Raw genomic sequence first — 14,531 nt, forward strand, 5'->3', positions numbered from 1 at the left:
TCACCCGCAGCGGCTGCCGCCGCAGGTGAGTCCGTCCACAGAAACGATCACAGTCGCTCGTCGTCGGCAAGACCGAAGGGTTGTTCCCTTCGGGTCAGTACCATCCAGATCTCAGCGGCGTATTGAAGGCACAGCAGACCCAGTCCGACAGGTACTGCCAGGTAGGGGATCCACAGACGTGCGCGCCAGATAGAGGGCGTTGTCAGGTCGGAACTCCACGCCTCGTGCCACCATGGCACAGAGGCGTAGAAGAATGCCGCGCAAAACGCCAGCCCCAACACGCTGCCCACAAAGTGGAGCGTGCGTCGTGCGCCGGGCCCGACCATCAGCGGCAGTACATCCACAGCCACGTGACCACGTGTCAGCAGGATGTACGGCGCACCCAGGAAGGTGGCCGCCACCAGGCAGAAGGTGACGAATTCCGTCTGCCAGATGGACGACTCGCCCAGCACCGCTCGCACAAACACCATGTGGCAGACCACGAGGATGGACAACACGATCATCCCCGCAGAAAGCACACCCAGCACGCGTGAGAGCTGGTGCACAGCCGTCACCCACAGAGGCGCCGGCCGTACCGTGGGGATTGGCTTACTTGACACTGAGCGCCTTCTCGATCAGCTCTTTGCCACCGGGCACCGATGCTGCGAACTCCTTGTAAGACGTGCGCTGAGCCACGTCTTGCCAAGCCTTGGCTTCCGCATCGGTCAGGGTGATGACTTCGACCTTGTTCGCTTTGAAGGTCTCAACCATCTTCTCATCGAGCTTTCTGGATTCGCCATTGAAATAGTCTTCAGCCTTCTTCGAAGCGTCCATCAAAGCCTTTTGCTGCTTGTCGTCCAGGCTTTCCCAGCTGCGCTTGGAAATCAGGACTGGCTCGTACATGAACCACAGAGCGTTGTCGCCAGGGGCGGTCAGACACTTGAGCTGCTCGTACAGGCGGAAAGACACAAAGCTGCCGGAGGAGGTATCGGTGGCCTGGGCCACGCCTTGCTGCAAAGCGTTGTAAACCTCACTGGACGGAATCGAGACGATGGTGCCGCCTGCACCGGCCCACATTTGCGCAAAAGTCGCGCCAGCCGACCGCACTTTCAGACCGTTCATGTCCTCAGGTGTGCGAATGCACTTTTCCTTGGCGCCGAACGCGCCAGCCAGCCAGGCGTCTGCCAATACCTTGGCGCCACCTTCTTCGATGATGGCCTTGATGTCCTGCATGAAGGGCGACGCGTTGATGCGCTGCGCATGTGCATGGCTCTTGACCAGGCCGGGCATCAGCGTTGCGCCAAACTGCGGGTGAAAGCCTGAGGCGTAGTCCAGCGGCAGCGACGTCATGTCAATCTGCCCGGTCTTCATGGCCTTCCACTGCTCCTTGGGCTTCACAAGGCTGGAGCCGGGGTACACCTTGATGGTGAGGCCGACGTTGGCGGCGGCCACTTCCTTGGCGATGATCTGGACCATCTCGTCACGAACGTCGCCTTTGCCACCGGGGAACTGGTGGGATGCCTTGAGCACCACATCGCCAGCGTGGGCGGAACCTGAAATGGCAGCCAGGGCGGCCACGCCCACCGCGAGCAGGCGGTGCTTGAAGCGCACAGTCATATTTGTCTCCTCATTAGGGTTAGTCGGTGTTGTATACAACACATCCGCTGTTATATTCATGTTGCACCCATTCATCTATAGGGGTAACCCGAGCACTTGTGTCGGTATGAACGCCACCTCACCCAGCACCTATCGCGTCAGGACCATCCGCGATCAACTCGAAGACGACATCGTCAATGGCCGCATGCAGCCAGGCGAACAGGTCCGGGTCGAGCAGCTCATGGAGCGTTTTGGTGTCTCCAGAACGCCGGTGCGCGAAGCGTTGCAGCAGCTCGAAGCGAGCGGCCTGGTGGAGGTTCGTCCCAAGCGTGGGACCTATGTCACGCGGCAGGGCGTCAACGAGTTGTTTCAGATGTTCGAGGTGATGGCCGAGCTGGAAGCCCTGTGCGCCCGACTGGCATGCCGGCGAATGCAAGACCCCCAGCTCAGTGAGATCAGGGATGCCCTGAGGGCTTGCGAGCAGGAGGCGCAGGCCAGCGATGCAGATGCCTACTACTACGCCAACGAGCACTTTCATCAGCTGATTTACCAGGCCTGTGGCAATCCGTTTCTGGTGCAGCAGACCACGGCCCTCAAGAACAGGCTCAAGCCCTACCGGCGCTTGCAACTGCGGTTGCGCAACCGGATGGCGCAAAGCCTCTCGGAGCATGTGGATATTGTTCAGGCGATTGTTGACGGGGATTGCGAGAAGGCCTCTGCCGTGGCTCGCGAGCACGTTCTCGTGCAAGGACAGCGCTTTGTCGATCTGGTGTCGCTTGCGCAGTGAAGCGCCCTCGCAGGCCTGTGTTGCCGCCAGGGCGGGCTGTCGCGCCTTGCGAATAGCCGAAGTCACCCACCGCTCGCCGAAACACTGCACGTTCAGCGGACCGGGGCGACCGGGTGTCGGAAAACGGTGTAGCGCTATCGCTACTACCTATCGGAGCGGGCAAGAGTTTGCGGGTATAAACTGGAAAACTCTGCGGACAAAGTAGCCGCAGTGCCTCAGCGTCATGCCCGCGAACCCAGTACTGCTCGATCAATGCTATGAAGACGTCGTCAAGGCGGCTCCGGATTTCCTGGGCCGCTGCATTGACGCGACCGTAGAAGCCTTGCAGGAGGCCGAGAACAAAGGCACGGAAGTTGCGTTCCGGGAAGTGGCAGCGCGTGCGTGGTGGTCCATGCTGCAAAGCCGCACCACCATCGCCAAGACCTATCCCAGGCGCCTGAAAGAAGCGTTTGAGAACGGTGAGCAGGACAGCCAGGTCTCCACGCTGGCCGAGCTTTCGGATTCTTCGATGCTGGCTCTGGTCGATGACAACTCGGTCAATGAAGGCCTCGAATCCGCCAGGCTGTTGCAAAGCCTGCTGCCAGTCGTGGAGCAGTCCCTGGCAGCGCTCGATGCGCGCATGAGTTCCCTGATCGGTCTCGATACCGTCAAGGCTGACAAAAACCCCTTGCGGCCGTCTGTGTTTGTCCGGGTGTTGCGCGATCTCATGTCCGACATGGAGCAGGACAGCGAAGTGAGGGCGCTCTGGCTGCAGCAGATCGGCCCGTCACTGGGGCGCGAGCTCAACAAGCTTTACGAAAAACTGGCCCTGACGCTGCAGAAAGCCAATGTGGGCGAAGCCAGCTACAGAGTACGCCTGGTCGCAGACCCGCAGGCGTCCCGGCCACCTACGCCACCGAGCAGGGACATGCTCGACTTTGACCTGGGCGGCGAGGGCAACTCCGTCGCTGGCAGCCTTGGCGGGGGTGGCTATCCCGGTGGAGGCGGCGCTGGCGGCTATGGCGCAGGCGGCGGTGTTCAGGACACAGGTTTTGGTGGGCCCGGTGGTGGTTTTGGTGGCGGCGTGGCGGGCAGCCAGTACGGCGGGCTTGGGCCGGGTGAGGGCGATGCCATGCCCAGCATGCAGGCCCTTGGTTGCGAACGAAGCCAGGTCAACCACAACATCTTTCATGATTTCATGAAAGGCGGCGACCAGCGTTTCGAGCAGGCACTGACAGACGAGTACTACCACCAGGTTCAGCAGGATCTGGCCCGCATCCAGGCCAACAATGATCTGCCCATGCTGGATGACGTGGTGCTGGCCGAAGAGCGCACGCAGTATCAGAACATGGCTGCTGTGGACCGCCCAGCCCGCATGGTGGGTGTCGGGACCCAGCTGAGCAAGGATCAATGGGGCGAGTTCGCCGCACCCAATGAACGCTCGCGCATGCTGCTCGAGTTCAAGCAGCAGGCCACCAAGGTGGCGCAGGCCATTGGCCTGGACATGGTGCGCAAGCTGGTCAACCAGGTGGCGCGAGACAATCTTCTGCTTGCGCCGGTGCGGGAAGCCGTGGTGGCGATGGAGCCCGCGCTGCTTCGGCTGGCTCTGTCCGATCCCAGGTATTTTGACGAAGACGAGAATCCGGCGCGCAGGCTGATCGAGACGTTTGCCGAGCGCAGCTTCAAGTACAACGACGAATTCTCCGAAGAGTTCGAAGAGGAATTCCTCGAGCCAGTTCAGGATGCGGTCAAGAACCTGAACCAGCAGCAGGCCGAGACGCCCGAGGCTTTTGGTGAAGTTCTCAAAGACCTGAAGGACCGCTGGGAATCGCAGGACAAGGCCGAAAAATCTGCCGAAGAAAAGCGGCTCGAGGCCATCCGGCATGCGGAAGAGCGTCAGGCACTGGCCGACCAGATCGCCTGGGACATGAGCCTGCGTCCGGATGTGTTCAATGCGCCCGGCGTGGTGCTGGACTTCCTCTATCAGACCTGGTCGCTGGTCATTGCTGAAGCCAAACTGCGTGACGGTTCGGAAGATCCCGATCCGGGCGGGTACCGCAAGATCGTCTCCGACCTGTTGTGGAGCACCAAGAAAGACGTCACCATGCGTCGGCCCAAGCAGCTGTTCATGCTGGTGCCGGGCATGCTGAAAAAGGTCCGCGAAGGCCTGGAAATGCTGGGCAAGTCCGGCGATGAGACCAAGCCCTTCTTCGATGCGCTGCTTCGGCTCCATGAGCCGGTGCTGGGCTTGCGGCGGGCGAAGGCGCGAACAGACGGCATCACCTCGTCGATGTCGCCGCTCATCGAGCTGCCCTCCGGCCCCGCTCCGCTCGATGCCAGCTTGCCAGCGACCCCGGAGCAGCAAAAGCCGAAAGCGGCTGCCCAGCCCTGGATGGCCGCCAAGGAAAAGGAGTCGGCAGGCTTCGAAGAAGTGGCGCAGAGTGCGCCCGCTCCTTTGGAAGATATGACCGAGTCCCAGATGCAGTCCCTGCCAGCTGCGGCAGACGACGGGATCGATGCAGGCGCGCTGGCCGAGACGCTGCGCTCCAGCAAAGACAAGGATGTCGTCTCCGCTGGCGACGGCATCAATGTCAAAGCCCTGATGCGTGGTTTGCGCAAGGGCGACTGGGTGGACCTGCTCTCGAAGGGCAAGTGGTACCGGGCCAAGCTGGTATGGGCCAGTACCCACGGCAGCCTGTTCATGTTCACCAGCCGCGGTGGGCGAGGGCACTCCATGACCAAGCGAAGCCTCGAGAAGCTGCTCAGCGAGCGGCACGTGCGGGTGGTGGAGGCCCATGAAGTGGTCCAGCGTGCGCTTGATGCAGTCGCGGCCGGGGAGGATGCGTCTGCACAGGAGGAAGACCCGGCCAGCGTCATGTAACGCCAGCTGTCTTCGCTCACAACCTCTGGGGGCAGCCCCCTACTCAGTCTGAAAGCGCGGTCGTATCATGGTTTGATGACCCAAACGCCTCCAGATTTGCCCATGCGTGCCGTATTCGATGCCCAGTACCAGGCGAGTCGCCGCTCGCCCCTCGTTGATGTGAACGTGCGCGTGGACCGGCTGCGCCGCCTGCAGGCCATGCTCGATGCGCACGAGCAGATACTGTGCGAGGCGGTGGAGGCCGATTTCGGTGTGCGGTCCGCTGCACTGACGGAAGTGGCAGACATCTTTGTTCTGCGCTCGCTCATTGGCCAGTTGCTGAAGAACACCCGGCGCTGGAGCCAGACCCGGCGTGTGAAAACCCCGATCTACCTGCAGCCCGGCCATGCCAGGGTGATTCGCCAGCCGCTGGGGGTGGTCGGTGTGATTTCACCCTGGAACTACCCGCTTCAGCTGGCGATTGGTCCCGCTGCCACGGCCATGGCTGCCGGCAACCGTGTGATGATCAAGCCCAGTGAGCTGACACCGCATGCGTCAGCCCTGATGGCGCGCCTCATCCATGAGAACTTTGCTGCCGAGGAGCTCAGCGTTCAACAAGGTGGCGCCGACGTGGCGGCCGAGTTTGCCAGCCTCCCGTTTGATCACCTCTTTTTCACTGGATCGACCGCCGTCGGCCGCAAGGTGGCGGCAGAGGCGGCAAACAACCTGACACCCACCACGCTTGAGCTGGGCGGCAAATCGCCTTGCATCATCAGCCCGTCGGCTGACCTGGACGAAGCGGTGGTGAAGATTGTTCATGGCAAGCTGATCAATGCCGGCCAGACCTGTATCGCGCCGGACTACGTCCTGATCTCGCACGAACAGCTACCAGCGTTTGAAGCGGCCTGGCAGGCGGCCGTGTCGAAACTGTTCCCGACACTTGCCGGCAACCCCGACTATGCTGCCATCATCAGCGATCGTCACCACGCAAGACTCACGTCACTGGTGGAAGAGGCCAGAGCAATGGGGGCGCGTGTCGTGGAAGCACAGGCTCCCGACGGGCCGGACGGGCACGGACGCCAGCTGCGGCCCGTTCTGTTGCTTGACGCGCCTGCACAGGCGACCATCCTCAAGGAAGAAATATTCGGGCCGGTGCTGCCTGTCGTGGTCAGCGATACGGTGGCCGAGACCATTCACTACATCAACGAGCGGCCCCGGCCACTGGCGCTGTACTGGTTTGGCAAGGACACCAGCGAACGCGACAACATCCTGCGTTCAACGGTCAGCGGTGGTGTCACGGTCAATGACACCCTCATGCACATTGCTCACAAGAACCTCGCCTTTGGCGGTATTGGTGAAAGCGGCTGGGGCGCGTACCACGGTGAAACAGGTTTTGCGCGTTTCACCCATGAAAAATCGGTGTTCTACCAGTCTCCGCTGGCCATGGGGCACTTGTTCTACCCACCTTATGGAGAGCGCTTCCGTCAGGTCATGGGCCTGATCAAGCGCCTTCTCTGAGTCTGCTCTACACCACGGCTGCGCGACGGCGGCAAGGCCCTCAGGCGTCCAGTCCGTCCCAGTGGCAAGCCTCAGCCGGCTTGAGGTAGCCCCTTGCTTCGAGATCGATGGCAATCGGCTCTGCAGTGGCACCCAGCAACTGCGACAGCTCTGCCAGGCTGCGCTGGCCATTGGCCATGACCATCACGGTGTGCTCGTGTGGCCGCAAGAGGCGCGGCTCAGGGAGGGCAGACCAGCCCTTGGCGGTCTTGCCGTAGATGATGGCCTTTGTTGACTGTGGGCACATGGCAGTGGGAAAGACAACTTGAACAGGTCATCCATGTTGCACCACCCGTGTGACAAGTGTGTGTCGGATAAACCCGAATCGGTGACAATGCTGGTTCATTTCAACCACACTGCTGACGGACATCCCTGATCGATATGGCTTCTACCCCATCCCCTTCCGGCGCTTCTTTCACCATCTACCACAACCCCAAATGCAGCACCTCCCGCTACGTACTGGATGCCTTGCGGGAAGCCGGTGTTGAACTGGAGGTGGTGGATTACCTCAAGAAGCCCTATACCAAAGCCCAGTTGCAGCGGTTGCTCAAGGCCATGGGAGTCAAGGCACCCGAGGTGCTGCGCCGCAAAGGTGATCTGTACAAGGAGCTGGGCCTGGACGATCCGTCGGTAAGCGAAGCGAAGCTGCTCGACGCCATGGTGCAAAACCCCGTGTTGGTCGAGCGGCCGATCGTGGTCAGCCCCAAGGCGACGCTGATGTGCCGTCCGAAAGAGCGCGTGCACGAGTTGCTGGGCTAAGTTCACCCTGATTTTTTCAGGACGCGTTGCAGTTCGAAACGCCATGAGCAGCCTGGCTGACGCCGCGCAGTCCACCCCGACGCCCTGGGGAGCCGATGCCAAGGTCATCGGCCTGGTATCGCTTGCCCACGCGGCATCACATTTCTCGCACCTGCTGCTCGCACCTTTGTTTCCGGTGTTCATGCGCGAGTTCAATCTCAGCTTCACCGACGTGGGGCTGTTGATGTCCATCTTCTTTGTTGTCTCTGGCGTGGGGCAGGCTGCAGGCGGATTTCTGGTGGACCGCGTCGGTGCCAGGCCCGTGCTGTTTGCGGCGCTCGGATGTTTCTTTCTCGCGGCGCTGACGGCGGCTCAAGCCACCGGTTACACCAGTCTGATGCTGGCGGCCATGCTGGCCGGCTTGGGCAACGCACCGTTTCATCCGGTGGATTTCACCATTCTCAATCGCCGTGTGTCGGCATCGCGCCTGGGTTACGCCTTCAGCGCGCATGGTCTGGCGGGCAATCTGGGCTGGGCGCTCGCGCCGGTATTCCTGACGTCCATGGCAGCGTTGGCGAATTGGCGTTGGGCTTATGTGGGGTGCGCCGGTCTGTACGCGGTCGTGGTGGCCTTGCTGTTCTTCCACCGCGAGCACTTGTTTGGTCAAACCGGCGAAATCGGTCTGGGGCAGGACGGTGCGAACAAAGGCAGCGAGGGCAGCGAGGGCGGCGCCGATGGCTCCACAGCGGAGGGGAGCTTGTCTTTTCTTCGCTCGCCAGTCGTCTGGGCTTGCTTCGCCTTTTTCATGCTGGGCACCATGTCGCTGGCGGTGATCCAGAGTTTTGCGCCCTCCATACTGGAGCGGGTTCATGGCCTCAGCGACAAGGTGGCGGCCTACACACTGAGCGCCTATATGCTGGCCGGCGCCGTGGGCATCGCCACTGGCGGCTACCTGGTCCATCGCGTCAAGCACAGTGACCGCGTGCTGGCTGTCACCATGCTGGCCGGTGGCGTCTTGTTGATGGTTGCCGCCAGCGGCGTTCTGGGCGGGGAGGGCACGCTGGTGGTGCTGGCCGCGACCGGATTCGCCGTGGGCATCGGCGGCCCCAGCCGTGACCTCATGATCCGCAAAGCCGCTCCCGCAGGCGCGACCGGCCGGGTCTATGGCACTGTCTACTCCGGGCTGGATGTCGGCTTTGCTTTGTCGCCACTCCTGTTTGGCCGGCTGATGGACGCCGGGCATTACGCGGCTACGTTGGCAGGAGCCGGTGTGGCTTTGCTGCTGGCCATGATGGCAGTGGTGTGCATCGGTCGGTATCTGGCCAAAAGACCATCCGCCTGATCACTGCCTGAACACAGCGTGAGAGCCAGCACCCGCGCAACACCCGCACTAAAACCGACACCAACATCAACACCACATCAAGATGACGACTCCTTCTCCATCACCTCGCCTGGCCGGGCACCTGCTCGTTGAATGCCTGATTGCCCAGGGTGTGAAAGACGTCTTTGGGGTACCCGGTGAGAGCTACCTTGCCGTGCTCGACGGGTTCCACGTGCACGCTGATGCCATTCGCTTTGTCGTCAACCGCCAGGAGGGCGGGGCCGCCTATATGGCCGAGGCAGTGGGAAAGCTCACGGGCAAGCCAGGCGTGTGCTTTGTGACGCGTGGGCCCGGTGCCACCAACGCCTCCATCGGCGTGCACACAGCTTTCCAGGACAGCACGCCAATGGTCTTGTTCGTGGGCGATGTGGCATCTGATACGCGCGACAGGGAAGCCTTTCAAGAGGTGGACTTTTCCGCCTTCTTCGGCCCTTCCACCAAAGGCATGGCCAAGCGCGTGGAGCGGATCGACGACGCAGCCCGCATTCCGGAGGCGGTGGCCCGCGCCTTCATGACGGCGCAAAGTGGCCGCCCGGGACCAGTGGTGGTGGTGTTGCCCGAGGATATGCTTACGCAGGCGGTGCCAGATGCACTGAAAGCGCTGCCGGCTTTGAATCCGCCGCAAGCCTGGAGCGACCCGGGCAGTCTTCGGTCGTTGAGGCAGATGCTGTTGCAGGCCAGACAACCGTTGGTGGTTGCTGGCGGTAGTGGGTGGACACCGCAGGCTACCAGTGCGTTGCACCGTTTTGCTGAGAACTGGCAGCTACCGGTGGCCAACGCTTTCCGGTTCCAGGACCTGTTCGACAACCGGCACCCGCAATACGCCGGCGACATGGGGCTGGGTACTGATCCGGGCCTCAGGCGCCGAGTGTCGGAGGCCGACCTGTTGCTCGTGATCGGCGCTCGCATGGGCGAGGCCACCACCGCCGGCTACACGCTGCTCGACGTGCCTGTACCCAAGCAGACGCTGGTACATATCCATGTGGACGCGGCAGAGCTCGGGCGGGTGTATCAGCCTGCTCTGAGCATACAGGCCAGCATGGCCAACGCGGCCAAGAGCCTGGAAGGCCTGACGGCACCACCCGATGTCCCCTGGGCAGAGTGGACCGCCTCTGCCCATGCAGACTATCTCGCCAGCCTCAATGGCGCTGCCGCAGCAAAAGTGTGTGAAGGCACGCTGGACATGGCTGCCATCATCCGCACCCTGAGCGAAACCCTGCCACCGGATGCCGTGATCAGCAACGGTGCTGGCAATTTCGCCACCTGGCTCCACCGCTTCTTCCAGTACCGAAGCCTCTCGCAGGGCTTGAAGATCCAGCTGGCCCCCACCAATGGCGCCATGGGCTATGGCGTGCCCGCCGGCATTGCTGCGGCGTTGACGACGGGGCGCCCTGTGGTGACGCTCACCGGCGATGGTGACTTCCTCATGAATGGTCAGGAATTGGCCACAGCTGTGCAGCACGGCGTGAAAACCCACGTGGTGGTGTTGCTCAACAACAGCAGTTACGGGACCATTCGCATGCATCAGGAGCGTGCATATCCCACACACGTGTTGGCGTCCGATTTGCGCAATCCGGACTTTTGTGCATTGGCCAAAGCGTATGGCTACGAAGCCGAAAAAATCGAGGAAACATCAGGGTTTGCGCCGGCCCTGGCCCGTGCGATGGCGCGCCGGGGCGGCACGTTGATCGAGCTGACATTCGATGTGCAAGCGCTGACGACGCGCCAGACCCTGTCTGGAATTCGTGACGCCAAAGGGCACTAGCGCACACTTTTCCCCAAATTCGATTCCAATGTAAATACATCACAAATATTGCGGTATCTGGTTACTCGTTTCTTCGTACACGGTTGCCTACAGTTACTCCATCGACCGATTGAATTGAATCGCAACATTGGAGGTAGAGACCATGACCACGCAAAGCAACCAGTTCGCAGACAGCGGTTTCCTGACCGCAGAACGTATCTCTCAGGCCAGCGCCCTGGACCAGTCGCAGCTGCTGCGGGTCCTGGACGAAATCGACTATGGCCTGATGGTGATTGACGCTCAGGGGCGCCTTTGCCACGTCAACCATCTTGCCCGCCACGAGCTGGCTTCCGCCCGCATGATCCAGATGCAGGGCGCCCAACTCGCCGGCTGCACCATTGACCTGACGGCCCAGATCCAGGAAGCCCTGGACTACTCTTCAAAAGGCCAGCGCAGACTCGTGTTCCTGAGCCAGGGTGGCCGTGAGCTTTCACTCGCCTTTATCCCTCTGAGCCACCGCTTTGAGTCGGACGAGCCGCACACACTGGTGCTGCTGTCTCGCCAGAGCGCTTGCGACAATCTGGCTGTGCGCATGTTTGCCCGTGCCCAGAGCCTCAGCCCCACAGAAGAATCGGTGCTCATGCAGCTGTGCAGCGGCAACGAAATCCCTGAAATCGCCAAAAACAATAAGGTCGCCGAGTCGACGGTGCGCAGCCAGATCAAGGCCTTGCGCGAAAAAACCGGCTGTTCCAGCATCCGTCAGCTGCTGCTGCGCGTGAATTCCTTGCCGCCAGTCGTCCCGGCGCTGCGAATTGTGGCTCCGGTGTCACAAAACGGCATGGAATTCGCACACTCCTGAGATAAAGTTGGCGGATGGACCCATCCGCCAGTGACTCCAATGCCACAGGTGCTGTCCGTCATGTTCAAGAGCTGGCGGCGGCCGGCATTCATCGCCGCTACCGCAAGAACGCCATCCTGATCCAGGAGGGCGATGTGGGGCAAAACCTCTACATCGTTCTGGAAGGCCGTCTCCGGGCTTACGTGGCCGATGACAATGGCAAGGAGCTCACGCTTGGTACGTATGGGTACCTGGACTATGTGGGCGAAATGTCGCTGGACGGCGGCCCACGCTCCGCCAATGTGGAAGCGGCAGAGCCAGCATTGTGCTCGGTGATCAACCGGGAAACCCTGCTTGCCTATATTGGCGCCAATCCCGAGTTCGCCCTGGAGCTCATTGCCCGGGTGATCCGCCGGGCCCGTGTTGCCACCGAGAGCGCACGCAGCGTTGCGCTGGTCGACGTCTACGGCCGCTTGGCCAAGCTGCTCGACGAAATGGCTGAAGAACCCAATGAGAAAGGCGAACGCCAGCTTCGGGAGAAGATCACCCATCTCCAGCTGTCTCAGCACCTGGCCTGCTCACGCGAGATGGTCAGCCGGTTGCTCAAAGATCTGCAGGTGGGGGGCTATATCGATGTGCGGCAACGCTGGATATGGCTGCTCAAGCCACTTCCTCGAAAGTGGTAAAAACGCTCTAGGGTCCTGTTGGGCGTATTTCGCTTGGCTAAAGCGCTGGGCACTTAACTTTAGAAGGCCTTGCTTACCCCATCCAATTGAGCCAAACCTACCTCGATGCGTGAAGGACAATGAGTTCCACAATAGATTTTATCAAGGCCTATCCCGGTGCCATCCCACCCATGCGAGCCGATAAGGCAGCCACGGGTGTGCTGCCAACGATTGCGTTCCGCCATTGCGAGCCTGTTCGCACAGCGTCATCTTTTGGGTGGTACATCTTCCCTCCAGAAGATGTCATTCTTCGTTGGGATGGGGCGGACGTTCTCATTCACGGCGAGGATGGCTGGGAGCCTTTGACATCGACTACCTTGCCAGGGATGGCCGACTACTGGGATGCGCATGCCCCCAAAGAACTGCAAGGGTTGGCTCCACCATTCGTCTCACAGCTACCCATCAAGGGAGCGGTGCAAGTGTGGTCAGGCCTGCTATGCAAGGCCGCGCCAGGCTGGAGCGTGCTGATTCGACCTTTGGTCAATATCCCGACCTCGAACCGGTTTCGGTGCTACGAGGGAGTGGTCGAGGCTGACAGGTTTGCGCCTTTTCCCTTGTTCATGAATATCCAGTTGCTCGCAACAAACGTGGATATTCGAATTCCCAAAGTCGAGCCTTTCTTCCAGGTGCAACCGCTTTTGCGCGAGACTTACCTTGGCAGTGCTTGCGAACACTCACTGCGAGATGGTTTGGAAGAGCCTGAGAGCGGCCAATCGACGCTCAGCCAAGAAGAATGGGCCGGCTACAGACAAACAGTTAGGCTGGCCAGGACCGAGGGTGAAGACATCGTTCTCGAAGGCGGTGAATACACGGCCCAGAGCAGGAAGCGGCAGCGCCACGAGGATGGTTGACAGAGCACCGTCAGAGCGAGTTGTCTGGGGCGCTTCGTTATTTTCCGCTTGTGGTGCATTACCCAACCACTTGATGCCTCTGTTGGTTGCTCTTTGGTTGGCGGGAGGGCAAGCCAACGTCGAGTCTGTGGGGTGGGTATCGTCCGCCTATTACTTTGGCGTCTTGATTTCACTGCTCGCGCTCCCTATGTTGCGCATGTCGAACCCTCACGGCGCACTCATCGTTTTTGCATCGGCGGTGCTTCCAGTCGTGTTCTGGCTTTCAGGATCCAGATCAGGCCTCACCCTGGCAGCAGCATGGTTGGCCGGTGGCTTGTGTGCAGGACTGATGCAGTATGTGGGTTCCGTGGTTTGCGCCGGCGCCCAAGACAAGCGAGGCGCCTTTGCAATTCGCCTGGCAACATCACTTCTGCTGGCCGGATGCGTGACCTTGCTGGTTGCAGCGGCGGCCTGGGTCAATGCCAACTGGGTAACGCCTGCCACCGTGTTGGTCGAACTGCTTTTCCTGCTGCTCGCCCTGTATTTATTGGGGTATCACGCCGGCACGTCTCAACTATCTCGTCCGGCAACCAGCAGTGCACCAGAGCTGATGTCTGTTCCCTGGCTTGGCGTCTTGCTGTTGTTTTGCCTTTTCGTTGGCCAGATAGGATTTTATGCGTTTGCCCTCAAGGGTGCCGCTGAATCCGTGGATACACCCATTGCCCAGCTTCTACCTGCGTTGGCTGTTTCGAAGGTGCTGGTTGGGTTCATTGTGATGGTTTGGGTGAAGCGAGGTAGAGACCTCGTTCGATTGCTGGGGTTTGGGAAGACTGGCCTTCTGGCGGGTGGCGCGGTTTTCCTGATTTCAAGCAGTGGGCATTGGTGGGTCATCTTGCTTGCGCTGGCTATCTGGGAACTGTCATTCAATTCACTGGTCGCCGCTTTCCTGGGAGAGATGGCCAAACTCAATCCCTTATTTGTCGGAATGTGGTCAAGCATCCCGGTGTTTCTGGGTTCTGCTGTCGGCCCCATTCTTCATGGATGGCTGATCTCGGGGTCTTTGGCATTCGGCTTTGTGGTATTCGCCATCGCTACGCCGCTGCTGCCAGCTGTGTGGGTGTTCAGGCAGCGGCGCGCGTAGTCGGTGACAGCCTGGCTGTCGGCCCATAGCTGGCAGGACATGTGGTGAGAACAGCATCCAGCGGAGCGCGCGAGTGGTTGATATTCTTCAAGTTTTTAGTTTCCTCAGTTAGCCTTGATTAACTTGATTGTCAATTGAGGATTGGATTTTTTTGATCTAAATCAAATGCAAGTGTGAAAGCCATTATTTCTGGTTGATTGGCTGGCTTTTGGGTTTACATTGAATTCACCTTAACGAGCCCATTAATGGCTTTTCAACCAGAGAGGAGTTTTCAGTGAATACATTTGCAAGCAACACTATTGCTGAAGTTTCAGTTGATGTAGATCATCAAAAAGAGCCGTGTTCCAAGGCGCCTTCTGGTTCGAGTGGTGTGACG

At 60.3% G+C, this 14,531-nt stretch carries 13 protein-coding genes; 10 read left to right on the forward strand and 3 right to left on the reverse strand.

All coding sequences use genetic code 11. From position 1 onward, the window contains the following. Window positions 1-47 precede the first annotated feature (47 nt). Window positions 48-599 carry a TRAP transporter small permease gene (locus ABWV89_RS18685; protein ID WP_353400526.1) on the reverse strand — a complete coding sequence of 184 codons (552 nt, stop codon included), beginning with the start codon at window positions 597-599 and terminating at the stop codon, window positions 48-50. Further along, window positions 589-1,596 carry a TRAP transporter substrate-binding protein DctP gene (gene dctP, locus ABWV89_RS18690; RefSeq protein WP_353400529.1) on the reverse strand — a complete coding sequence of 336 codons (1,008 nt, stop codon included), beginning with the start codon at window positions 1,594-1,596 and terminating at the stop codon, window positions 589-591. The genes ABWV89_RS18685 and dctP overlap by 11 nt, the downstream gene beginning before the upstream one ends. A 106-nt stretch (window positions 1,597-1,702) precedes the next feature. Here dctP and ABWV89_RS18695 point away from each other — a divergent pair, with 106 nt between their 5' ends. The 3 genes from ABWV89_RS18695 (at window position 1,703) to ABWV89_RS18705 (ending at window position 6,719) form a co-directional block, all read left to right on the forward strand. Further along, complete coding sequence (locus ABWV89_RS18695; protein WP_353400532.1) at window positions 1,703-2,362, forward strand: GntR family transcriptional regulator; 660 nt, start codon at window positions 1,703-1,705, stop codon at window positions 2,360-2,362. A 223-nt stretch (window positions 2,363-2,585) separates the two neighbouring features. Continuing rightward, window positions 2,586-5,222 carry a DUF1631 family protein gene (locus ABWV89_RS18700; RefSeq protein ID WP_353400535.1) on the forward strand — a complete coding sequence of 879 codons (2,637 nt, stop codon included), beginning with the start codon at window positions 2,586-2,588 and terminating at the stop codon, window positions 5,220-5,222. A 75-nt stretch (window positions 5,223-5,297) separates the two neighbouring features. After that, on the forward strand, window positions 5,298-6,719 hold the full coding sequence (locus ABWV89_RS18705; RefSeq protein ID WP_353400537.1) for a coniferyl aldehyde dehydrogenase: 1,422 nt from the start codon (window positions 5,298-5,300) through the stop codon (window positions 6,717-6,719). Window positions 6,720-6,759: 40 nt separating this feature from the next. Here the strand turns inward: ABWV89_RS18705 and ABWV89_RS18710 are convergent, their stop codons facing one another. Then, window positions 6,760-7,005 carry a hypothetical protein gene (locus ABWV89_RS18710; RefSeq protein WP_353400540.1) on the reverse strand — a complete coding sequence of 82 codons (246 nt, stop codon included), beginning with the start codon at window positions 7,003-7,005 and terminating at the stop codon, window positions 6,760-6,762. A 134-nt stretch (window positions 7,006-7,139) separates the two neighbouring features. Between ABWV89_RS18710 and arsC the strand changes: the two genes are divergently transcribed. The 7 genes from arsC (at window position 7,140) to ABWV89_RS18745 (ending at window position 14,155) form a co-directional block, all read left to right on the forward strand. After that, a complete protein-coding gene (arsC, locus tag ABWV89_RS18715; protein ID WP_353400542.1) occupies window positions 7,140-7,517 on the forward strand; it encodes an arsenate reductase (glutaredoxin) in 378 nt (125 codons plus the stop codon). A gap of 43 nt (window positions 7,518-7,560) precedes the next feature. Beyond that, complete coding sequence (locus tag ABWV89_RS18720) at window positions 7,561-8,838, forward strand: MFS transporter (protein ID WP_353400545.1); 1,278 nt, start codon at window positions 7,561-7,563, stop codon at window positions 8,836-8,838. Between the two features lie 82 nt (window positions 8,839-8,920). Then, entirely contained in the window at window positions 8,921-10,642 is a 1,722-nt protein-coding gene (locus ABWV89_RS18725) for a thiamine pyrophosphate-binding protein (protein WP_353400548.1), read from the forward strand. Window positions 10,643-10,784: 142 nt separating this feature from the next. Beyond that, the gene (locus ABWV89_RS18730) at window positions 10,785-11,480 is read left to right on the forward strand and encodes a helix-turn-helix transcriptional regulator (protein ID WP_353400551.1); all 696 of its coding nucleotides are present in this window, start codon (window positions 10,785-10,787) and stop codon (window positions 11,478-11,480) included. A 14-nt stretch (window positions 11,481-11,494) separates the two neighbouring features. Further along, a complete protein-coding gene (locus tag ABWV89_RS18735) occupies window positions 11,495-12,145 on the forward strand; it encodes a Crp/Fnr family transcriptional regulator (RefSeq protein WP_353400553.1) in 651 nt (216 codons plus the stop codon). Between the two features lie 170 nt (window positions 12,146-12,315). Continuing rightward, window positions 12,316-13,035: a DUF6065 family protein gene (locus ABWV89_RS18740; protein WP_502903263.1), complete on the forward strand. Its 720-nt coding sequence runs from the start codon at window positions 12,316-12,318 to the stop codon at window positions 13,033-13,035. Continuing rightward, window positions 12,962-14,155: a hypothetical protein gene (locus tag ABWV89_RS18745; RefSeq protein WP_353400559.1), complete on the forward strand. Its 1,194-nt coding sequence runs from the start codon at window positions 12,962-12,964 to the stop codon at window positions 14,153-14,155. Before ABWV89_RS18740 ends, ABWV89_RS18745 begins: the two co-directional genes overlap by 74 nt. Window positions 14,156-14,531 lie beyond the last annotated feature (376 nt).

The organism is Hydrogenophaga sp. 5NK40-0174, from assembly GCF_040372165.1.
Classification (GTDB): Bacteria; Pseudomonadota; Gammaproteobacteria; order Burkholderiales; family Burkholderiaceae_C; genus Hydrogenophaga.

Excerpts from the sequence above, each read along its gene's own strand:
- ABWV89_RS18710 (WP_353400540.1), bottom strand. The coding sequence starts at position 7,005 with ATGTGCCCACAGTCAACAAAGGCCATCATCTACGGCAAGACCGCCAAG.
- ABWV89_RS18735 (WP_353400553.1), top strand. The coding sequence starts at position 11,495 with ATGGACCCATCCGCCAGTGACTCCAATGCCACAGGTGCTGTCCGTCAT.
- ABWV89_RS18700 (WP_353400535.1), top strand. The coding sequence starts at position 2,586 with ATGCCCGCGAACCCAGTACTGCTCGATCAATGCTATGAAGACGTCGTC.
- ABWV89_RS18695 (WP_353400532.1), top strand. The coding sequence starts at position 1,703 with ATGAACGCCACCTCACCCAGCACCTATCGCGTCAGGACCATCCGCGAT.
- ABWV89_RS18705 (WP_353400537.1), top strand. The coding sequence starts at position 5,298 with ATGACCCAAACGCCTCCAGATTTGCCCATGCGTGCCGTATTCGATGCC.
- ABWV89_RS18740 (WP_502903263.1), top strand. The coding sequence starts at position 12,316 with ATGCGAGCCGATAAGGCAGCCACGGGTGTGCTGCCAACGATTGCGTTC.
- arsC (WP_353400542.1), top strand. The coding sequence starts at position 7,140 with ATGGCTTCTACCCCATCCCCTTCCGGCGCTTCTTTCACCATCTACCAC.
- ABWV89_RS18720 (WP_353400545.1), top strand. The coding sequence starts at position 7,561 with ATGAGCAGCCTGGCTGACGCCGCGCAGTCCACCCCGACGCCCTGGGGA.
- ABWV89_RS18730 (WP_353400551.1), top strand. The coding sequence starts at position 10,785 with ATGACCACGCAAAGCAACCAGTTCGCAGACAGCGGTTTCCTGACCGCA.
- ABWV89_RS18725 (WP_353400548.1), top strand. The coding sequence starts at position 8,921 with ATGACGACTCCTTCTCCATCACCTCGCCTGGCCGGGCACCTGCTCGTT.
- dctP (WP_353400529.1), bottom strand. The coding sequence starts at position 1,596 with ATGACTGTGCGCTTCAAGCACCGCCTGCTCGCGGTGGGCGTGGCCGCC.